At 67.2% G+C, this 19,533-nt stretch carries 16 protein-coding genes; 9 read left to right on the top strand and 7 right to left on the bottom strand.

Annotated elements, in window-relative coordinates:
- Nucleotides 1–34: 34 nt before the first annotated feature.
- Nucleotides 35–1,927, bottom strand: coding sequence for a BCCT family transporter (locus tag GYM46_RS05580; RefSeq protein WP_232216203.1), 1,893 nt, complete (start codon nucleotides 1,925–1,927; stop codon nucleotides 35–37).
- A gap of 148 nt (nucleotides 1,928–2,075) precedes the next feature.
- Here GYM46_RS05580 and GYM46_RS05575 point away from each other — a divergent pair, with 148 nt between their 5' ends.
- From GYM46_RS05575 to GYM46_RS05565, 3 genes are all read left to right on the top strand, one after another.
- A complete protein-coding gene (locus GYM46_RS05575) occupies nucleotides 2,076–2,720 on the top strand; it encodes a LysE family translocator (protein WP_008259269.1) in 645 nt (214 codons plus the stop codon).
- Nucleotides 2,721–2,920: 200 nt separating this feature from the next.
- Nucleotides 2,921–5,509, top strand: a complete 2,589-nt coding sequence (clpB, locus tag GYM46_RS05570; RefSeq protein WP_008262307.1) for an ATP-dependent chaperone ClpB — start codon at nucleotides 2,921–2,923, stop codon at nucleotides 5,507–5,509.
- 239 nt (nucleotides 5,510–5,748) lie between these two features.
- The gene (locus GYM46_RS05565; RefSeq protein ID WP_008260262.1) at nucleotides 5,749–6,123 is read left to right on the top strand and encodes a GIY-YIG nuclease family protein; all 375 of its coding nucleotides are present in this window, start codon (nucleotides 5,749–5,751) and stop codon (nucleotides 6,121–6,123) included.
- A 217-nt stretch (nucleotides 6,124–6,340) separates the two neighbouring features.
- Here the strand turns inward: GYM46_RS05565 and prmC are convergent, their stop codons facing one another.
- Nucleotides 6,341–7,255 (bottom strand): peptide chain release factor N(5)-glutamine methyltransferase, encoded by a 915-nt coding sequence (gene prmC, locus GYM46_RS05560; protein ID WP_008263545.1) that lies wholly within the window; start codon nucleotides 7,253–7,255, stop codon nucleotides 6,341–6,343.
- A 523-nt stretch (nucleotides 7,256–7,778) separates the two neighbouring features.
- Nucleotides 7,779–8,804: an IS110 family transposase gene (locus GYM46_RS05555; protein ID WP_008258776.1), complete on the bottom strand. Its 1,026-nt coding sequence runs from the start codon at nucleotides 8,802–8,804 to the stop codon at nucleotides 7,779–7,781.
- 46 nt (nucleotides 8,805–8,850) lie between these two features.
- On the opposite strand from GYM46_RS05555, the gene GYM46_RS05550 reads away from it, so the two are divergent.
- Nucleotides 8,851–10,014 (top strand): YihY/virulence factor BrkB family protein, encoded by a 1,164-nt coding sequence (locus GYM46_RS05550; protein ID WP_164952617.1) that lies wholly within the window; start codon nucleotides 8,851–8,853, stop codon nucleotides 10,012–10,014.
- Here GYM46_RS05550 and hslU read toward each other — a convergent pair.
- Complete coding sequence (hslU, locus tag GYM46_RS05545) at nucleotides 10,004–11,305, bottom strand: ATP-dependent protease ATPase subunit HslU (RefSeq protein WP_008261329.1); 1,302 nt, start codon at nucleotides 11,303–11,305, stop codon at nucleotides 10,004–10,006. The two genes, GYM46_RS05550 and hslU, sit on opposite strands and share 11 nt — an antisense overlap.
- 776 nt (nucleotides 11,306–12,081) lie before the next feature.
- On the opposite strand from hslU, the gene GYM46_RS05540 reads away from it, so the two are divergent.
- Entirely contained in the window at nucleotides 12,082–13,206 is a 1,125-nt protein-coding gene (locus GYM46_RS05540) for an FAD-dependent oxidoreductase (protein WP_164952616.1), read from the top strand.
- Between the two features lie 197 nt (nucleotides 13,207–13,403).
- Here GYM46_RS05540 and GYM46_RS05535 read toward each other — a convergent pair whose 3' ends face one another.
- The gene (locus tag GYM46_RS05535; protein WP_197019798.1) at nucleotides 13,404–13,877 is read right to left on the bottom strand and encodes a hypothetical protein; all 474 of its coding nucleotides are present in this window, start codon (nucleotides 13,875–13,877) and stop codon (nucleotides 13,404–13,406) included.
- Nucleotides 13,878–14,248: 371 nt separating this feature from the next.
- On the opposite strand from GYM46_RS05535, the gene GYM46_RS05530 reads away from it, so the two are divergent.
- Both GYM46_RS05530 and GYM46_RS05525 read left to right on the top strand, forming a co-directional pair.
- Nucleotides 14,249–15,274, top strand: a complete 1,026-nt coding sequence (locus GYM46_RS05530) for an IS110 family transposase (RefSeq protein ID WP_008258776.1) — start codon at nucleotides 14,249–14,251, stop codon at nucleotides 15,272–15,274.
- A 348-nt stretch (nucleotides 15,275–15,622) separates the two neighbouring features.
- Complete coding sequence (locus GYM46_RS05525) at nucleotides 15,623–16,300, top strand: DUF6624 domain-containing protein (RefSeq protein WP_050771590.1); 678 nt, start codon at nucleotides 15,623–15,625, stop codon at nucleotides 16,298–16,300.
- Between the two features lie 262 nt (nucleotides 16,301–16,562).
- Here the strand turns inward: GYM46_RS05525 and ppa are convergent, their stop codons facing one another.
- Complete coding sequence (gene ppa / locus GYM46_RS05520) at nucleotides 16,563–17,123, bottom strand: inorganic diphosphatase (RefSeq protein WP_008261086.1); 561 nt, start codon at nucleotides 17,121–17,123, stop codon at nucleotides 16,563–16,565.
- Between the two features lie 127 nt (nucleotides 17,124–17,250).
- Between ppa and GYM46_RS05515 the strand changes: the two genes are divergently transcribed.
- Entirely contained in the window at nucleotides 17,251–17,934 is a 684-nt protein-coding gene (locus GYM46_RS05515; protein ID WP_008259721.1) for a DUF599 domain-containing protein, read from the top strand.
- 271 nt (nucleotides 17,935–18,205) lie between these two features.
- On the opposite strand, the gene GYM46_RS05510 is transcribed toward GYM46_RS05515, so the two are convergent.
- On the bottom strand, nucleotides 18,206–19,030 hold the full coding sequence (locus tag GYM46_RS05510) for an N-formylglutamate amidohydrolase (RefSeq protein WP_040349901.1): 825 nt from the start codon (nucleotides 19,028–19,030) through the stop codon (nucleotides 18,206–18,208).
- Between the two features lie 114 nt (nucleotides 19,031–19,144).
- On the opposite strand from GYM46_RS05510, the gene cpdR reads away from it, so the two are divergent.
- A complete protein-coding gene (cpdR, locus tag GYM46_RS05505; protein WP_008263073.1) occupies nucleotides 19,145–19,501 on the top strand; it encodes a cell cycle two-component system response regulator CpdR in 357 nt (118 codons plus the stop codon).
- Nucleotides 19,502–19,533: the final 32 nt, after the last annotated feature.

Raw genomic sequence — 19,533 nt, 5'->3', positions numbered from 1 at the left:
GAAGACTGCCGTGACGCTAACGCGCCTTTCCCCTCTAGACCAGCCGCCAGGCCTGCAGATGGTCCAGCACGTCGGCGACGATCTGCTGGCGGGTGAAGCCGGTCACGTCGCGCGGCCGGGTCCCCTCGCCGGTCTGGGCCGTCATGCGCCATTCGATGGCGCGGCGACCCTCCGGCGCGTCCAACGGGGTGATGGCGGGCAGGGGGCGCGACCGGGCGCCCAGTCGGTAAAGGAAGTCGCGGCCCTCGGCGTGGGGCACGACCAGCCAGACCGCCTGTTCGTCCGCCTCGACCCGGCTCTGGTCCAGGCCTTCGGCGACCAGGGCCTCGCGCACCTCGGTCAGGGCGGGGACGCCGTGACGCTGCATCTGGCGGGCGATGTCGCGGCGGCTGGCCGGGGCGAAGATCCGCTTCAACCGCTCGCCCAGCGGCGGGGTCTCGGTCTCGACCGTCTCGCCCTTCAGGTCGGCGTTCATCTGCCGGATCAGGGCCAGACACAGCAGGATGATGATGACGGTGAAGGGCAGGGCGGCCAGCAGGGTGGCGGCCTGGAGCGCGCTCAGACCCCCCGCCAGCAGCAAGGCCGCCGCCGTCAGTCCCTCCAGCGTGCACCAGTAGACCCGCTGCCAGCGCGGCGTGTCGTCCGCCCCGCCCGAGGCGATGGTGTCGATCACCAGCGACCCGCTGTCGGCCGAGGTGACGAAGAAGACCGCCACCAGCAGCACCGCCAGGGTCGAGGTGATCGCCGCCCCCGGCAGGTTCTCCAGGAAGTGGAAGATGGCGGTCGACAGATCGGTCTGCACCGCCTGCGAAATCGCGCCCGCCGCCTGGCCCATGTCCAGGCTGATGGCCGTGTTTCCGAACACCGTCATCCACAGGAAGGTGAAGCCGGTCGGGACCAGCAGCACGCCGATGATGAACTGCCGCACTGTCCGGCCGCGCGAGATTCGGGCGATGAACATGCCGACGAACGGCGACCAGGCGATCCACCAGGCCCAGTAGAACAGGGTCCAGTTGGCCATCCAGCCGCGCGGCTCATAGGCGTAGAGGTTGAAGGTGCGGACGAAGAAATGGTCCAGATACAGGCCGAAATTCTGCACCAGGGCCTTCAGCAGGAAGCCCGTCGGCCCGACCACCAGCACGAACAGCATCAGCAGCACGGCCAGGACCAGGTTCAGCTCCGACAGGCGCCGCACCCCCTTGTCCAGCCCGGTCAGGACCGAGGCGGTCGCCGCCGCCATGACCAGGGCGATCAGCCCCACCTGCATCCAGGGCGTATTGGGCAGGCCGGTCAGATAGTTCAGGCCGCTGTTGATCTGGGACACGCCCAGGCCCAGCGAGGTGGCGATGCCGAACAGGGTGCCGCAGATGGCGAAGATGTCGACGGCGTCGCCGATCGGCCCGTTGATCCGCTTGCCCAGCAGGGGCGAAAGCCCGGACCGCAGCGTCAGCGGCAGCCCCTTGCGGTGCGCGAAATAGGCCAGGCTGAGCCCGACCATGGCATAGACGGCCCAGGCGTGGACGCCCCAGTGGGTGAAGGTGATCACCATGGCCTCGCGCGCGGCGTCCAGGGTGCCGGGCGCGGCCTCGGGCGGGGCGGCGTAATGCTGGATCGGCTCGGCGACGGCGAAATACATCAGGCCGATGCCCATGCCGGCGGCGAACAGCATGGCCAGCCAGGAGACATAGGGGAAGTCGGGCTCGGCGTCGTCGGGCCCCAGCTTCAGCCGCCCCGTCGGCCCCAGGGCCAGATAGGCCGCCACCGCCAGGAAGCCGGCGACCGAGGCGACATAGAACCAACCGAAGGTGTCGATCACCCAGGCCTGGGCGCGGCCGAAGAACAGGTCCGAGGCGCCGGGCGCGACCAGGGCGACCAGCAGCAGGGCCCCGGCTATGGCGCTCGCGCCCCAGAAGACGCGCGGGTTCATCTTGGATCTCAGCATCGGCTGAAAGCGTATGGCGAAGCTGGAGGTTCCCGCCCCGCCCCGCCCCGTCGCGCGGAAGGCGATCGGCGGCGAACACCCCGCGATTGGACCCGGCGCCCGAGGCGGCCTAGAGATCGCACTGGAGGCTTGAATGGAATTTCTGACGAACGGGCCGGTCGATCCGGGGGTCATACTGCCGTTTCTGGCGGCGGTCGTCCTGATCGAGCTGACGCCCGGTCCCAACATGGGCTGGCTGGCGCTGGTGTCCCTGTCGCAGGGCCGCACGGCGGGGCTGGCGGCCGTGGCGGGCATCACCCTGGGCCTGACCCTGTGGATGCTGGCCGCCGCCTTCGGCCTGACCGAGATCGTGCTGGCCTGGCCGGCCCTGTATCAGGCCATTCGGTGGGCGGGCGTGGGGTTTCTGTTCTGGCTCGCCTGGGAAGCCTGGAAGGGCGAGGGCGGTCCGGCCCGTCCGGCGCCCCAGACGCGTGATCGTCGTCGTGCGCTTTTCCTGCGGGGCCTGACCGCCAATCTGCTGAATCCGAAGGCGGCGCTGTTCTATATCGCCCTGCTGCCGGGCTTCATGCGTCAGGACTACGGCCCGGCCCTGCCCCAGGCGCTGACCCTGGGCGGGATGCATGTGGCGGTCAGCGTGGCGATTCACGGACTGATCGTCGTCACCGCAGCCCGCGTGAGCCGTTGGGGCGCCGTCAGCCAGGGCGCAGGCGGCCGCGCCCTGATGGCGGGCGGGCTGGTGCTGATCGCGGCCTGGACGGCCTGGGAGACGCGGCTCTAGGCCGGCTCGCGTCTGCGGCCCGGCCGTCGGCCAGGGACGACAGACGGCGCCGCCGCAATTGATTCCGGTCAAGGCGAACCCTCGACCGTTGGGGGCACTTGTGTGGCCGGATCAACACACCCACTTCCTTCAGCGAACGACCGCGTCGCTCTCCAGAGGGCGCGTCGGACCATTTCCGCCTCACGAGGGGACACGACACGATGAATCTCGATCTCTACTCCGACCGCGCCAAACAGGCCGTCCAGTCCGCCCAGTCTCTGGCCCTGGCCCGCCGTCACCAGCAGTTCGCCCCCGAACACCTGTTGAAGGTGCTGCTGGAGGAGCGCGACGGCCTGGCCCGCAACCTGATCACCGCCGCCGGCGGCGACGCCAAACGCGCCGAGGCCGACACCGAGACCGCGCTGAAGAAGCGCGCCCAGGTCACCGGCGGCTCGGGCCAGCTCTATCTGGACGGCGACACCGCCCGCGTCTTCGCCGCCGCCGAGGAAGCCTCCAAGACCGCCGGCGACGCCTTCGTCACCACCGAACGCCTGCTGGCCGCCCTGGCGCGCGAGGGCGGGGTCGCCGCCGAGGTGCTGAAAGCCTCGGGCGCCACCGCCGACAAGCTGGACGCCGCCATCGCCGAGGTGCGCAAGGGCAAGACCGCCGACAGCGCCGCCGCCGAAGACGGTTATGACGCCCTGAAACGCTACGCCCGCGACCTGACCCTGGCCGCCCGCGACGGCAAGATCGACCCGGTCATCGGCCGCGACGAAGAGATCCGCCGCACCATCCAGGTCCTGGCCCGCCGCACCAAGAACAACCCCGTCCTGATCGGCGAGCCCGGCGTCGGCAAGACCGCCATCGTCGAGGGCCTGGCCCTGCGCATCGTCAACGGCGACGTGCCCGAGAGCCTGCGCGACAAGACGGTGATGGCCCTCGACATGGGCTCCCTGATCGCCGGGGCCAAATACCGCGGCGAGTTCGAGGAACGGCTGAAGGCCGTCCTGTCCGAGGTCTCGGCGGCCGAGGGCGGCATCGTCCTGTTCATCGACGAGATGCACACCCTGGTCGGCGCCGGAAAGGGCGACGGCGCCATGGACGCCTCCAACCTGCTCAAGCCGGCGCTTGCGCGCGGCGAACTCCACTGCGTCGGCGCCACCACGCTGGATGAATACAGAAAGCACGTCGAAAAGGACGCGGCCCTGGCCCGGCGCTTCCAGCCGGTCTTCGTTTCCGAACCGACGGTCGAGGACACGGTCTCCATCCTGCGCGGCCTGAAGGAGAAGTACGAGGTCCACCACGGGGTCCGCATCTCCGACAGCGCCATCGTCGCCGCCGCGACCCTGTCGAACCGCTACATCACCGACCGCTTCCTGCCGGACAAGGCCATCGACCTGATCGACGAGGCCGCCAGCCGCGTGCGCATGGCCGTGGACTCCAAGCCCGAGGCCCTGGACGAGATCGACCGCCGCCTGGTCCAGCTGAAGATCGAACGCGAGGCCCTGAAGAAGGAGACCGACACGGCGTCCCAGCACCGGCTGGAGAAGCTGGAGGACGAGATCGCCGATCTGGAAGGCCAGTCCGACGACCTGACCACCCAGTGGAAGGCCGAAAAGGACAAGGTCGGCCAGGGCGCCCAGCTGCGTGAAACCCTGGACCGCCTGCGTCTGGAGCTGACCAACGCCCAGCGCGCCGGCGACTTGGGCCGCGCGTCCGAAATCGCCTACGGCCAGATCCCCCAGATCGAGAAGCAACTGGCCGAGGCCGAAGCCAACGAGACCAGCGGAAAGGGCCCTCTGACTCCCGAGGTCGTCGACGCCGAACAGATCGCCGCCGTCGTCAGCCGCTGGACCGGCGTCCCGGTCGACAAGATGCTGGAGGGCGAGCGCGAAAAGCTGCTGAAGATGGAAGAGGCCCTGGGCGGCCGCGTGGTGGGTCAGGACGAGGCCCTGGCCGCCGTCTCCGACGCCGTGCGCCGCGCCCGCGCCGGCCTGAACGACCCCAACCGTCCCCTGGGCAGTTTCCTGTTCCTGGGCCCGACCGGCGTGGGCAAGACCGAACTGACCAAGGCCCTGGCCGAGTTCCTGTTCGACGACGAGGCCGCCATCACCCGGCTCGACATGTCGGAATATATGGAGAAGCACAGCGTTTCCCGCCTGATCGGCGCCCCTCCCGGCTATGTCGGCTATGACGAGGGCGGCGCCCTGACCGAGGCCGTGCGCCGCCGCCCCTATCAGGTCGTCCTGTTCGACGAGGTCGAAAAGGCCCACCCCGACGTCTTCAACGTGCTTCTGCAAGTGCTGGACGACGGCCGCCTGACAGACGGGCAAGGGAGAACCATCGACTTCCGCAACACCCTGATCATCATGACCTCCAACCTGGGCAGCCAGTATCTGGCCGAACAGGGCGAGGGCGACGATGTGGAAGCCGTCCGCCCCTTCGTCATGGACGCCGTCCGCGCCCACTTCCGCCCCGAGTTCCTGAACCGGATCGACGAGATCATCCTGTTCCACCGCCTGGGCCGCGAACAGATGGGCGGCATCGTGCGGATCCAGCTGTCAAGGTTCGAGAAACTGCTGGCCGACCGCCGGTTGAACCTGTCGCTGGACGACGCCGCTTTGGCCTGGCTCGCCGACCGCGGCTACGACCCGGCGTATGGGGCGCGGCCGCTGAAGCGGGTGATCCAGAAGGAGCTGGTGGACCCGATTGCGCGCAAGCTGCTGGCCGGCGAGATCGAGGACGGCGGGGTGATTGCGGTCACCGCCGGCGAAGGCGGGTTGGAGATCGGGAAGGCGCGGGTGCATTGAGCCTCCGTCCCCTCCTTTCGTCATCCTCCGGCAAGCCGCCTCTTCGCGGCGCAGACCGGGGGACCCAGCGGCGCCGTCAGGCGAAATCTCTCCGCCGCACGTTGCGGGAAGACCTCGTCCGCGACAGGTTCGCGCTCTCGCGCGCCGCTGGGTCCCCCGGTCTCGCTGCGCTCGCCGGAGGATGACGAAAAGAGGAAGGCGTGGATGACGAAAGGTCGTGCGTCGTGTAGGTTGTGCGAATGCCGACCCATCGCACCTTCATCGCCACCTATATCATGGCCAGCGGGCGCAACGGGACGCTCTATGTCGGCATGACGGCGAACCTGACGGCGCGGGTGTGGAAGCATCGGACCGGCGCCTTCGACGGTTTCGGCAAGGCCTATGGCTGCACCCAACTGGTCTGGTTCGAACAGCACGCCTGGGTGGTGGAGGCCATTCGCCGTGAGAAGCGGATCAAGAAATGGCTGCGGGATTGGAAGCTGCAACTGATCGAGGCGGCCAACCCCGATTGGCGCGATCTGGCTGAGGGCTGGTATCCGGTCCATGATCCGAACTGGACGCCGCCCGTCGAGGATGAGGGGTTCCCCGGTTCCGCTTCGCAGCCCGAAGGGTGACGGGACGCCGCACAGGCGCCAGCGCCCCTAATTCCGCCGACAAACCCGTTGGTTTTCAAAGCTCTGACAAAAATTCACGCCGGTTTCCCTACCAGGGTTCGAAACCGTGGGATGATGACGCCGCGCCTCCGCATCGGGCGGGCGGCGTCGGCGGGAGGGCGGATTTCAGACTATTCAGACTATTCAGACACTGTTTTTTCGGTGCGAGTCTGAAATCTCACTCCTGCGGGATCGGATTGGTCCTCGGGTCCGGGCCGTTGGTGACGACGCGGTCGCGTTCGCCCAGGTCCTTGACCACCTTGACGTCGGCGAAGCCCTGGGCCTCGAACAGGGCCTTGACCTGGGGCCCCTGGTCCCAGCCGATCTCGACGGCGAAGACGCCGCCGGGCTTGAGGATTCGCTTCACCTCGGGGGCCAGGTCGCGATAGGCCTGAAGCCCGTCGGGGCCGCCGTCCAGGGCCAGGTGCGGGTCGTGGTCGCGGACCTCGGGGTCCAGGGTCGGGATATGGTCGGTGGGGATATAGGGCGGGTTGGACAGCACCAGGTCGAAGCTGGCGTCGCCGAAGCCCGCCGCCCATTCGGTGCGCAGGAAGGCCGCCCGGTCGTTCAGGTCCAGGTTGGCCGCGTTCTCCTTGGCCACGGCCAGGGCCTCGGTCGAGATGTCGGTGCCGACGCCGTGGGCCGCCGGCCGCTCGGCCAGCAGGGCCAGCAGGATGGCGCCCGAGCCGGTGCCCAGGTCGATGGCGCTGAAGGCCTGGGTCCTGGCGAAGGCCAGCATGGCCACGTCCATCAGGGTCTCGGTGTCGGGGCGGGGGCTGAGGACGTCGGGGGTGACGTTCAGCATGATCTTCCAGAAGCCCTTCTTGCCGACGATGCGCGACACCGGCTCGCGCTTCAGGCGGCGGTCGATCATGGCCTCATAGGCCGTGTGCTGTTCGGGCGTGACGACGCGGTAGGGGTCCGTCAGAATGTCCATGCGGCTGGCGCCGGCGGCGGCTTCCAGCAGCAGGCGGGCGTCGATGGCGGGGCTGTCGATGCGGCCGCCCTTCAGGCGGGCCTGGGCGGCCTTCCACACGGTCAGCAGGGTCGCGGCGCCGTCGGACGGCTTGGGGGAGAGGGGCTCGGTGGTCATTTCGGGTGATTGGCCCTTCGCGGCCGTGATTTCAAGCGCAGCCGATTTTCGGCGCCTCGGGAACGTCGCGCCAGCTTCGCCGTTGGCCTCCTGATGTCCAAGCCCAAGCCGTCCGCCGCCGCCGCCCTTCGCCGCCTGATCGCCGCCCGGCCGCAGGGGCGGCGCGGGCGCCCCGCCGGGGGGCTGGGCCGCCTGTGGAAATTCGTGGCCGCGACGGCGGGCGGCCTGGCCGCCGGCGCCGGCGCCGCCCATCTGCTCTACATCTGTGGACGCCCCCTTCAGCGCAAGAGTGATTTTCGGGAATTTCTGACACGTAGTCGGATGCTGCCATCTGTCCGGCCTGTTGATGCGGTCGCTCAAAGACCGCTGGCCTGTATGGGAGTTCGCGGATCCGGTCCAAATCACCCACGGCGTGCTCGAAGCACAGTGGAAAGCCCTGGTTTTCCTGATCCCGTCTCGCCGACTGTTGCGCCATACGCTCCTTCGCTCATCCCTACGCTTCGACGTCTCGCGGTCGTGCTGGCTAGGCCGACACGACCGGAGCTCGGTAGACATCGCCCTTGGCCAAGAGCGCCCAGACTATGCGGGCGTTCTTGTTCGCCAAGGCGACGATGACCAACATCTTGGGCTTTCTCTCCAGCATCTGGCTCAGCCAGGAACCTGCTGGCGCGCCCCGAATGACGGCCTGTTTGATCACCGCGCTGGCCCCGATGGTCAGCAGCCGTCGAAGCGTTCGCTCGCCCATCTTGGTGATCGCGCCGAGCTTCTGCTGACCGCCGGTGGATCGTTGTCGCGGCGTCAGTCCCAGCCAGGCGGCGAAGTGCCGACCGCTCTTGAAGGCTTCGGGTGACGGGGCCAGTGCGACCAAGGCTGTAGCTGTGATGGGACCGATCCCGGGAATGGTCATCAGTCGACGCGCAACCGGATCGTTCTTGGCCCGGGAAGCAATCTCCGCATCGAGCACGGCGATCTGCTGGTCCAGCGATCGGAGGGTCGAGACCAGGACGAGAAGAATCGTCCGCGCGGCGGTTGGAAGCGCCTCTGCCGGATCTTCGACGCGCGCGATCAACCTATCGACGTGCGGAACGCCCTTGGGAACAATCCAGCCGTATTCGGCCAGGTGACCGCGCAGGGCGTTGATCGTCTGGGTTCGCTGCCGGACCAGAAGGTCGCGGGCCCGAAAGACCACGCTGCTGGCCTGCTGCTCCTCCTCCTTCAGCGGCACGAACCTCATACTGGGGCGCTGCGCCGCCTCACAGATGGCTTCGGCATCGGCCGCATCGTTCTTCTGACGCTTCACGAACGGCTTTACATAGATGGGCGGGATCAATCGGATCGTATGACCCTGGCGGGCCAGCTCACGCCCCCAGTAATGGGCGCCGGCGCAGGCCTCCATCGCCACCACGCAGGGCGACAGGCCAGCGAAGAACGCCAGCAATCGGCCTCGACCCAACTTCTTGCGAAACACCACCTCGCCCGAGGCATCAGCGCCATGCGCTTGAAAGATGTTCTTGGCGAGATCCAGACCGACAGTGCTAACTTGTTCCACGGACGCCTCCTTCGAGTGCTGTTCAACACCTCACTCTGGCACATAGATGCCGTCGGGGGGCGTCCACCCCATCACCCAGGGCCACAAGGTCGGGCTGGAGCTGCGCCCGCCCCGTCCCGAACCCGCCCCGCCCGCCCCGCCGACGCCCGAGGACTACGACCTCAGGGAGCCCGGCCGCGGCCGCCTGGCCAAACGGCCCGAACAGATCCCGCACAAGGGCTGGAGCGACATCCTGTGGCGCACCGGCGCCTCCTACTTCGGCGACCGGGTCGGCTTCGTCGCCGGGGGCGTGACCTTCTTCACCCTGCTGTCGCTGTTTCCCCTGCTGGGGACGTTCGTCACCCTGTACGGCCTGTTCGCCGATCCGGCCGACGCCTGGAGCCGGCTCCAGTTCCTGTACGGCGTCATGCCCAGCAGCATCGCCGCCTTCCTGGGCGGCGAGATGGAGCGGCTGGCCGCGAACTCGAACGGCCAGCTGACCTTCACCCTGATCTGGACCCTGGCCCTGTCGCTGTGGACGGCCAACGGCGCGGTCAAGGTGCTCTTCTACGGGCTGAACATCGCCTATCACGAGGTCGAGCGCCGCAACATCGTCCGCTACAACCTGCTGTGCATGGGCTTCACCCTGGGGGCCGTGGCCGCCGTCCTGTTCAGCTCGCTGCTGGTGGTCGGGGTGCCGGTGGTGGTGGGGCTGTTCGGACTGCAGGAGGAATGGGGCCTGCTGGCCCTGTTGCGCTGGCCCCTGCTGCTGGTCGGCTATGTCGCCGCCCTGACCCTGATCTACCGGTTCGGCCCGTGCCGGCAGAAGGCGCGCTGGCGCTGGCTGACGCCGGGGGCGATCTTCGCGGCGGTGGTCAGCCTGACGGTCTCCTTCGTCTTCAGCTGGTATCTGACCAACTTCGTCCGCACTGACTCCTATGGCCCGCTGGCGGCCATGATGGGCTTCCTGCTGTGGACCTGGCTGTCGGTCCAGGTGATCCTGATGGGGGCCGAGCTGAACGCCGAGATCGAGCATCAGACGGCCCTGGACACCACCACGGGCAAGGCCATGCCGATCGGCGAGCGGGGCGCCAAGGTGGCCGACAGCATCGGCGCCAAGCGGGGCAATCCCGCCGCCCTGGCCTTCACCCAGCGCCACGCCGAGGCGGTCGCCGACCGGCTGATGCGCCGCCGGGACCGCCGCGAGCGCGAGGCCGCCGCTAAAGAATGAACCGGCTCAGATCGACGTCCTTGGTCAGCAGGCTCAGCTTGTCGCGCACCGCCGCCCCGTCGAAGTTCACGGTCTGGCCCGCCAGGTCCGAGGCCTTGAAGCTGGTCTCCTCCAGCACCCGCTCCAGCACGGTCTGAAGCCGCCGCGCCCCGATGTTCTCGACGGCCGAGTTGGCCGCCACCGCCGCATCGGCCAGGGCCTCGATCGCGTCGTCGGTGAAGGTCAGGGTCACGTCCTCGGTGGCCAGCAGGGCCTGGTTCTGACGGATCAGATTGGCCTCGGGCTCGGTCAGGATCCGCTTGAAGTCGTCGCGCGTCAGGGCCTTCAGCTCGACCCGGATCGGCAACCGCCCCTGAAGCTCCGGCAGCAGGTCCGAGGGCTTGGCGACATGGAAGGCGCCCGAGGCGATGAACAGGACGTGGTCGGTCTTCACCGGCCCGTATTTGGTCGAGACGGTGGTCCCCTCGATCAGGGGCAGCAGGTCGCGCTGCACCCCCTCGCGCGAGACGTCGGCGCCGGAGGCCCCCTGGCGCGCCGCCACCTTGTCGATCTCGTCCAGGAAGACGATCCCCTCGTTCTCGGCCAGGATCAGGGCCTCCTTGGTCAGGCTGTCCTGATCCAGCAGCTTGTCGCCCTCCTCGGCGATCAGGGGGGCGGTGGCGTCGCGGACGGTCAGCTTGACCGTCTTGGTCCGGCCGCCGCCCATCTTGCCCAGCATCTCCGACAGGTTCAGCAGGCCCACGGCCCCGCCGCCGGGAATATCCAGCCCCTGGATCGGCGAGGCGGTGTCGGCCAGGGCGATCTCGATTTCCTTGTCGTCCAGATCGCCGGCCCGCAGCTTCTTGCGGAAGCTGTCGCGCGTCGCCTGCCCCGCGCCGGGACCGACCAGGGCGTCCAGGATCCGGTCCTCGGCCGCCCCTTCCGCCCGCGCCCGCACCTCGCCGCGCCGGCGGTCGCGCACCATGACCAGGGCGCTCTCGACCAGGTCGCGCATGATCTGATCGACGTCGCGCCCGACATAGCCGACCTCGGTGAACTTGGTCGCCTCGACCTTGAGGAAGGGCGACCCGGCCAGCCGCGCCAGCCGCCGGGCGATCTCGGTCTTGCCGACGCCGGTGGGGCCGATCATCAGGATGTTCTTGGGCGTCACCTCATCACGCAGATCCTCGGGCACGCGCTTGCGACGCCAGCGGTTGCGCAGGGCCACGGCCACGGCGCGCTTGGCGTCGTCCTGGCCGACGATATAGCGATCCAGTTCGGAGACGATTTCGCGGGGGGAGAGGTCAGTCATGGGATGCAGATAGGGGGTCGGGAAGCCGAGCGGGAGGGGGCGGGGCGACGGGGCGTTCCGGGGCGAGACCAGACTCCATCCCCCTTCGTCGATTGTCCCGGAGGCGGCGGAGGATTTCAGACTGTGCGGCGAAAAAACAGCGTCTGAATAGTATGAATTGTCTGAAATCGGGGTGGGGGAATCGCACTACGCCCGCGATAGCCGTGCGGTGTGTACGATGGTGCAACGAACGGGCCTCTCTTTCGCTACCGACAGCCGGGAGTATAGACCCGCTGGAACGGCGGGTGGTTGGGAGCTGACTTTTCAGCCAAGCGGTTGTTTTGCCGACAGAATGTTTGCGGAATTAGGATGGTTGGCGTCTTCGCCGACGTGCGAGCACGGCGGAGGTCCGAAACCTCTCGTGCGCCTCTAGCCCATGCCGTTGGACGATCGAGTCCGCTACAGGTTGGTTGCTCCGCGCCGGCCTTCGGGTCGCCCACTGGCGCGCTGCTGGGCTCCCCGACTTTCCCCCTGAATGACGGAGATAGATCGTTGTAGAAAAGACCGTCCGACGCCGAAAGCGGATATGCTGAAGGTCGGCAAGGGGTGAAGAGCGGACATCGGCTTGCCCGAACGCATCGACTTTGCCTGGAGCGATGAGTTGAGGTAACTTGGGCCTGTCGCGAAAATGACAGCCTCGCCTTGTCTGTCGCACGCATCTCGGCCAGCCACATGCTGCCGAGCCAGCGGCTCCCATAGCAACTGCCTGACCTCCGGGCGGCAGAAGGAGCGCGACCATGGCTAAAACTATCTCAATAGTCGGCGCAGGCCTTGGCGGACTGGTGCTTGCCCGCGTGCTGAACCTGCACGGCGTCCCCGCCACTCTTTTCGAGGCGGAAGCATCCGCCACCGCCAGGGGGCAGGGCGGCCTTCTGGATCTTCACGAGGACACTGGCCAGGCCGCCATGAAGGCAGCCGGCCTCTTTGACGCTTTCCTAGAACGCGTTCGGCCCGGCGAGGACGCCAAGCGGATCATGGACAATCAGGGGCGCATACTGTTCGACAGGCCGGGCAGCGGTCGCGGCGAGCGACCGGAGATCGACCGGGGCGATCTCCGCAACATGCTGATCGACTCGCTTCCAGAGGACGCGGTCCGCTGGGGGCAAAAGGTGACTGCTATCGAGGCGTGCGGAGACGGCCGGCATGAGATCGTATTCGTCAATGGCTCCAGAACTGTGGCGGACCTGGTCGTCGGGGCGGATGGCGCATGGTCAAAGGTTCGCCCACTTTTGTCCGGATCGACTCCCGCCTATTCCGGGACGTCCTTCATCGAGACGATCATCCTCGACGGCGACAAACATCTGAAAGCGAGCGCGGATGCAATCGGCGAGGGCACCTTGATGGCGGTCATGCCCGGCAAGGGCATCCTCGCACACCGTTATTCGGATGGCCGGCTGCACACCTATGCCGCTCTGAACAGGCCGGAGGCATGGTTTTCCGACCTTGATCCCGGGGACCCCCAGGGTGTTCTCGACAAGGTCGCGGGCCAGTTCGCGGGTTGGGCGCCTGAGCTCACCGCCCTGATCACCGAGAGCGATACAGCGCCGGTTCTGCGTCCGGTCCACGCGCTTCCCGTCGGTCATAGCTGGCTTCGGACGCCAGGGCTGACCCTGGTCGGCGACGCCGCGCATCTGATGTCCCCGTTCGCCGGAGAAGGCGCCAATCTCGCCCTACTGGACGGCGCCGAGCTGGCGCTGGCGATCACAGACTCGCCGGATGTCGAGGAAGCGCTGGCGAATTACGAGCGCAGGCTCTTCCCCCGCAGCGCGAAAATCGCTGAGGAAACCGCATTGAACCACGAGCGTTTCTTCGGCCCTGGCGTGCCGCTTAGCATCGTCGCATTGTTTGACAGACGCCACTAGCGAACGGCGGCCCCGAGCGACAGCCAGGGGGTGCAAATTTCCGCAACGGGTCGACGTCGGCCAAAGGCGTCACGCCCGGAAGCCGGCATCGGCGCCAAGAGCGGAATATTGTCCTTTAGAGCGGTCGGGCGTGACCGGTCCCGGCGCTTGCCGGACCTTTTCCGCCGGATGCCGATCCGCTTCCCTCCGAACGGTGACTATCCCGCCGTCCGCGTGCAGCGGCGCTGATGAGCGATGCCCTTGAGAAAGCCGCGGCGGACCAGGCCTGCACGGATCGCCGCCTGAACCTCCCGGTCATGGGCCGCAGCGCCCGACAGACGACGCACCCAGCTCCTTAGCGGGATGAAATCCGTGGCCGTGTCGCGAACCATGTCGAGCGCGGCATTGGCGGCCTGGTCGCCCGTGCCGGTCGCCGGCGTCGGCTGATCGACATCCGGGCCGAGGGCCTCGTCCAGGGCGTCGATCTGGGCGACGACGGCCGAGCAACGCTGAAGGCCCGCCGTCGCATAGGGGGCGCGGCGCGCGGTGATCAGAACCTCTGGCACCTCCTGTCGCCGCAGGTTGAGATCGTCCAGTGGAGCCGTCGCCGCCTGGCCCACGCCCTCGCCAAAAGTCTTTCCGCCCTGGGACGCTTGATCCCGGTTCAGCTCGACGCCCGATAGGCCAGGCATGGAGGCGCAGGCCCCAAGGCTGGATAGGCCCAAGGCCAGGATTGGCAGGACGACGAGGGGACAGGCGATTTTCAAAGGACCATTCCAAGCGTGACTATAGAAGACACAGCGTTCTGATTGCAGGACAGTTCCGGCGGCCGCCTTGATCAGGCGCAAACCAGGCCTGTCGAATGGCCGTGGGGGGGGGGGGCGGTTCCCGATGTCTGCCTCGGGTCGGACCACGACATCGACACCAGCCCGGAAAACGGACGTCGGGCCCACAGCCCAAAAGCGGACGCGCCGAACTGCCGCTAGGGGTGATGGGGTGGACGCCCCCCGACGGCATCTATGTGCCAGAGTGAGGTGTTGAACAGCACTCGAAGGAGGCGTCCGTGGAACAAGTTAGCACTGTCGGTCTGGATCTCGCCAAGAACATCTTTCAAGCGCATGGCGCTGATGCCTCGGGCGAGGTGGTGTTTCGCAAGAAGTTGGGTCGAGGCCGATTGCTGGCGTTCTTCGCTGGCCTGTCGCCCTGCGTGGTGGCGATGGAGGCCTGCGCCGGCGCCCATTACTGGGGGCGTGAGCTGGCCCGCCAGGGTCATACGATCCGATTGATCCCGCCCATCTATGTAAAGCCGTTCGTGAAGCGTCAGAAGAACGATGCGGCCGATGCCGAAGCCATCTGTGAGGCGGCGCAGCGCCCCAGTATGAGGTTCGTGCCGCTGAAGGAGGAGGAGCAGCAGGCCAGCAGCGTGGTCTTTCGGGCCCGCGACCTTCTGGTCCGGCAGCGAACCCAGACGATCAACGCCCTGCGCGGTCACCTGGCCGAATACGGCTGGATTGTTCCCAAGGGCGTTCCGCACGTCGATAGGTTGATCGCGCGCGTCGAAGATCCGGCAGAGGCGCTTCCAACCGCCGCGCGGACGATTCTTCTCGTCCTGGTCTCGACCCTCCGATCGCTGGACCAGCAGATCGCCGTGCTCGATGCGGAGATTGCTTCCCGGGCCAAGAACGATCCGGTTGCGCGTCGACTGATGACCATTCCCGGGATCGGTCCCATCACAGCTACAGCCTTGGTCGCACTGGCCCCGTCACCCGAAGCCTTCAAGAGCGGTCGGCACTTCGCCGCCTGGCTGGGACTGACGCCGCGACAACGATCCACCGGCGGTCAGCAGAAGCTCGGCGCGATCACCAAGATGGGCGAGCGAACGCTTCGACGGCTGCTGACCATCGGGGCCAGCGCGGTGATCAAACAGGCCGTCATTCGGGGCGCGCCAGCAGGTTCCTGGCTGAGCCAGATGCTGGAGAGAAAGCCCAAGATGTTGGTCATCGTCGCCTTGGCGAACAAGAACGCCCGCATAGTCTGGGCGCTCTTGGCCAAGGGCGATGTCTACCGAGCTCCGGTCGTGTCGGCCTAGCCAGCACGACCGCGAGACGTCGAAGCGTAGGGATGAGCGAAGGAGCGTATGGCGCAACAGTCGGCGAGACGGGATCAGGAAAACCAGGGCTTTCCACTGTGCTTCGAGCACGCCGTGGGTGATTTGGACCGGATCCGCGAACTCCCATACAGGCCAGCGGTCTTTGAGCGACCGCATCAACAGGCCGGACAGATGGCAGCATCCGACTACGTGTCAGAAATTCCCGAAAATCACTCTTGCGCTGAAGGGGGCGTCCACAGATGGGAAGCGGGCACAGCCAAACGACATTTTCCAATCCTTGACTGCTCATCCTGAGCACCATCTGATGGGTGTTCTAGGGAGAGCGTCATGATCCACAACATTGCAACGCTTACACTGATGGTTGCGCAAGCGACGGCGCCTGATCCGCTAACTGAAACGGCCTTGAACGCTCTGCGTACCAGCATCGCGGAAGTAAAGGGCGCTCAGAGTGCATTGCCTCCACCACAGACGGATCAAGAACGCCTGGAGCGCATGGGGGCTATCGACCAGGCCGCTCGACAAGGTCTTTGGAGGGCTATGGCGAACGTGCCGCCCCCCGAACGCGGGCGAGTTCGACGCGCGCTTTGGCCAGAGGTGCGGGCGATCGATATCGAAAACCAAGAGCAGTTATTGGCGATGGTTCCGGAGGAGGGGTGGTTCAGAAAAAGTCGCTACGGCGACAACGCAGCCGCGTCGGCGTTCCTCATTGTGCAGCATGGCGATGAGACGCTGTGGGAGCGCTTTCTGCCGATTCTCGCCGACCTTGTACCCAGCGGGGAAGTCGCCGGTTCGGAGTACGCCATGATGTATGACCGGCTTCAGATGACGAGAGATCAACCGCAGAGATACGGGACACAGATGACCTGCCCTTACGGCACCGGTCAGTGGACGCTTTGGCGGCTTGAGGATGCGGGGCGCGTCGACGAATTTAGAGCTTCGGTTGGCCTCGGGCCGGTTGCCGAATATGTCGACAGCTTCAAGGCAGGGGCTCCTCCGACCTGCTGATCAGCTCGCCGACGAAGGTCCGCTATGGGTCGGTTTGCGAAATCGACGGCAGGCCGGAAAGCAGACTTTGGCGCGCGCCCGTCTCCTTCGGGCGGGAGGAGATCGCCCATGGGCCTGGCCTAAGCGAGCGCGAGGGCAGGCGTGGCGGGCAGGGGTTCTGGGCGTCGCAGAGGCGCCGGTCTTGCGGGGGCGCCCTCTCCGTCACGGCGCTGGAGAAGCGCCGCGCCACCTCCCCCGGAGGGGGAGGAGGCGAGAGCCTGGATCAGGCGGCCTTGCCGGCCTTCTTGGCGGCCAGCTTGTCCTGGTGGGCCTGCATGCCCTTGGCGATCATTTCGGCGGCCTCGCCGGCGTCGCCCCAGCCCTTGACCGTGACCGACTTGCCCTTCTCCAGATCCTTGTAGTGGGTGAAGAAGTGTTCGATCTGCTCGATCAGGATGGCCGGCAGCTGACGATAGCTGGCGACGTCGGTGTAATAGGGGTTCAGCTTGTCGACCGGCACGGCCAGGATCTTCTCATCGCCGCCGGCCTCGTCCACCATCATCAGCACGCCGATGGGGCGCGAGCGGATGACGCAGCCGGGCACGACCGGCGTCGGGTTCAGCACGATCACGTCGCAGGGATCGCCGTCGTCCGACAGGGTGTGCGGGATGAAGCCGTAGTTGCCGGGATAGTACATGGCGGTGTGCAGGAAGCGATCGACGAACAGGGCGCCGGATTTCTTGTCCATCTCGTATTTCACCGGCAGCCCGCCCTGCGGGATTTCGATGACGACATTGACGTCCCAGGGAGCGTTCGGGCCGACCGGAATAGCGTCGAGGTTCATGGCGGGGTCTTTGCTGCGTCTGCGAAATTCTGTGAGGCGCGCGTGATAGGACGCGCGCGCGGCCTCGGCAAGCGCGACTTGAGTCGGCGGACTTGCGCCACAGCGGCGACTGGGCTCAATTCGCGCGATGACCTGGGTTGATTGGGCCGCGCTGGCGCTCTTCTTCATCTGCTGGCTCGGCTATGCGCCGATCCTGAAGTTCATCGGCCGCCACGGCGGTTCGCTGAACGACGACATGAGCCATGTCCGCCGGGTCTGGATGGCGTCGATGACCCACCGCGAGATCCGCCTGGTCGATAGCCAGCTGATGGGCCATTCGATCAACTCGGCCTCCTTCTTCGCCTCGACCAATCTGCTGCTGATCGCGGCGGTGGGCGGCATCCTGTTCGGGGGCGAGAGCAAGCTGGAAGGCTTCGCCGCCGTCGGAGCGGACAATGTGCCGACCAGGATCCTGGAGGCCAAGCTGGCCCTGGTGCTGATCTGCCTGGCGCGCGGCTTCCTGGATTTCATCTGGGCCCTGCGCCAGATGAACTACACCCTGGCCCTGATCGGCTCGGCGCCCGAGATCAACAAGGAGATCGACCGCAAGGCGTTCGGCGAGGCGGCGGCCGAACTGCTCAATCCCGCGCTCAGTTCGTTCAGCCAGGGGGTCCGGGGCTATTATTTCGCCCTGGCGGCGGCGGCCTGGCTGTTCGGCCCTCTGTGGCTGGCCCTGGGCGTGGCCTCGTCCTTCGGCCTGCTGATCTATCGCCAGGAGGCGTCGCCCGCCGCCCGCGCCATTCGAAATGCGCGGCGCCTGCTGGGTGAATGACGGTTATTTTGCAGGTGCGACAGGGGACGTCCTCTCCTGCCCCGGTGCGTCGAATTGGGGCGAAAGCGCCGTAATTGCGTAACATGCCGTGACCCGAAAACCGCGCGCAGCGCTTGACCGATTGTGCATCGCAACCTAGATTGACCTTCGACGCCTCCGGGCGTCTTGCCCTTCCTGGGCGTTTCCTCCCTATAGACTTTTATGCCGCGCCTCCGGGCGCGGCTTTTTTTCGTCCCGTGCCGATCCGCGATCCGGGGGCAGGGGGCCGGGGTCAGGCCGCCCCGTCATCCGCGCACAGGGCGGCGATGACGCGATTCAGCGCCTTGCGGGTCGCGGCGTGGGCCGCGTTGGGCGTCTGGGTCGCCTCGTCCAGATACAGTTTGCGGCTCAGTTCGATCTGGATCGCCTCATAGCCGTCCGCCGGCCGGCCCCAGAACTGGGTGGACCAGCCCCCGGCGTAGGGATGGTTCAGCGCCACCCGCCAGCCCAGCCCCTCGAACAGGTCGCGCAGTCGCCGGGTCAGTCGCGCCTGGCACGACGACCCGTGCCGGTCCCCCAGCACCACCTCCGCCCCCACCGCCCGCGTCGGCATCGAATGCCAGTCGATCAGCACGGCCCGGCCCCGTCGCGCCCGCGTCCGTTCCATCAGTTCGGCCAGGGCCGTGTGATAGGGGGCGTGGGCGGTCCGGATGCGCGCCTGGGCCTCCGCCAGGGACAGCCGCCGATCATACAGGGCCAGGCCGTCGCCCGACAGCCGGGGGATGACGCCGTATCCAGCCCGGGTCTTGGCCCCCACCGGCCCGTCCGCATCGACGATCAGGTCCGGATCCAGTTCGCCAGGGTCGCGGTTCAGGTCCAGATAGGCCCGGCCGATCCGCCCCTCGATCAGGGGCGCCCCATGGGCCGGCCCTTCGCGCACCAGGGCGCCGACCAGGGCGTCCTCGGCGCTTTTCAGGCTGGCGCGGGCCAGTCCGGCGAAGGCCCCCATGTCGTCGGGATAGGTCTCGCCCGAATGGGGCGAGGCGAAGACCAGGGCCGTTTCCGGGGCCGCGGCGGGCGGCAGGCTGATCGCGAAACTGGCCCCGTCCGTGGTCATGATCCCCGCATAGCGGGTTTCGCTGTGGAAGGAAGACGTTCGACCGGTGAATTTCATCGCCGGTTTACGCTTGTCGGCCTAGGTTGCGTCCCTGATTAAACGGGCACTTCTCGAATGGCGCGCATCCTTTTGGCCGAAGACGACAGTTCGCTTCGCGGTTTCCTCACCCGGGCGCTCGAGCGGGCAGGGCATCATGTCGTCGACTGCGAGAACGGCGACGACGCCATCGACGCCCTGGAACACGGCCCCTACGACCTGCTGCTGACCGACATCGTCATGCCCGGCGCCGACGGGATCGAGGTGGCGCGCGTCGCCGCCGCCCGCCAGCCGGGCCTGCGCATCATGTTCATCACCGGCTTCGCCGCCGTCGCCCTGACCGCCGCCCAGGCCACGCCCCAGGCCAAGGTCCTGTCCAAGCCGGTCCATCTGCGCGACCTGGTCAGCGAAGTCGAACGGATGGTCGCGGCCTGACGTTGAAACCGGAGCGGCGCGTTTAACGCTGT

Origin of the sequence: Brevundimonas mediterranea, from assembly GCF_011064825.1 — a bacterium.
Taxonomy (GTDB): domain Bacteria; phylum Pseudomonadota; class Alphaproteobacteria; order Caulobacterales; family Caulobacteraceae; genus Brevundimonas; species Brevundimonas mediterranea_A.
Note: the sequence above shows the minus strand (reverse complement) of the source record. Positions and strands in the feature narration are given on the sequence as shown.

Coding starts and splice junctions, on each gene's coding strand:
- cpdR (WP_008263073.1), top strand. CDS start 19,145: ATGGCGCGCATCCTTTTGGCCGAAGACGACAGTTCGCTTCGCGGTTTC.
- GYM46_RS05510 (WP_040349901.1), bottom strand. CDS start 19,030: ATGACCACGGACGGGGCCAGTTTCGCGATCAGCCTGCCGCCCGCCGCG.
- hslU (WP_008261329.1), bottom strand. CDS start 11,305: ATGACTGACCTCTCCCCCCGCGAAATCGTCTCCGAACTGGATCGCTAT.
- GYM46_RS05580 (WP_232216203.1), bottom strand. CDS start 1,927: ATGAACCCGCGCGTCTTCTGGGGCGCGAGCGCCATAGCCGGGGCCCTG.
- GYM46_RS05535 (WP_197019798.1), bottom strand. CDS start 13,877: ATGCCTGGCCTATCGGGCGTCGAGCTGAACCGGGATCAAGCGTCCCAG.
- prmC (WP_008263545.1), bottom strand. CDS start 7,255: ATGACCACCGAGCCCCTCTCCCCCAAGCCGTCCGACGGCGCCGCGACC.
- GYM46_RS05575 (WP_008259269.1), top strand. CDS start 2,076: ATGGAATTTCTGACGAACGGGCCGGTCGATCCGGGGGTCATACTGCCG.
- GYM46_RS05550 (WP_164952617.1), top strand. CDS start 8,851: ATGCCGTCGGGGGGCGTCCACCCCATCACCCAGGGCCACAAGGTCGGG.
- clpB (WP_008262307.1), top strand. CDS start 2,921: ATGAATCTCGATCTCTACTCCGACCGCGCCAAACAGGCCGTCCAGTCC.
- GYM46_RS05565 (WP_008260262.1), top strand. CDS start 5,749: ATGCCGACCCATCGCACCTTCATCGCCACCTATATCATGGCCAGCGGG.
- GYM46_RS05525 (WP_050771590.1), top strand. CDS start 15,623: ATGATCCACAACATTGCAACGCTTACACTGATGGTTGCGCAAGCGACG.
- GYM46_RS05515 (WP_008259721.1), top strand. CDS start 17,251: ATGACCTGGGTTGATTGGGCCGCGCTGGCGCTCTTCTTCATCTGCTGG.
- ppa (WP_008261086.1), bottom strand. CDS start 17,123: ATGAACCTCGACGCTATTCCGGTCGGCCCGAACGCTCCCTGGGACGTC.
- GYM46_RS05540 (WP_164952616.1), top strand. CDS start 12,082: ATGGCTAAAACTATCTCAATAGTCGGCGCAGGCCTTGGCGGACTGGTG.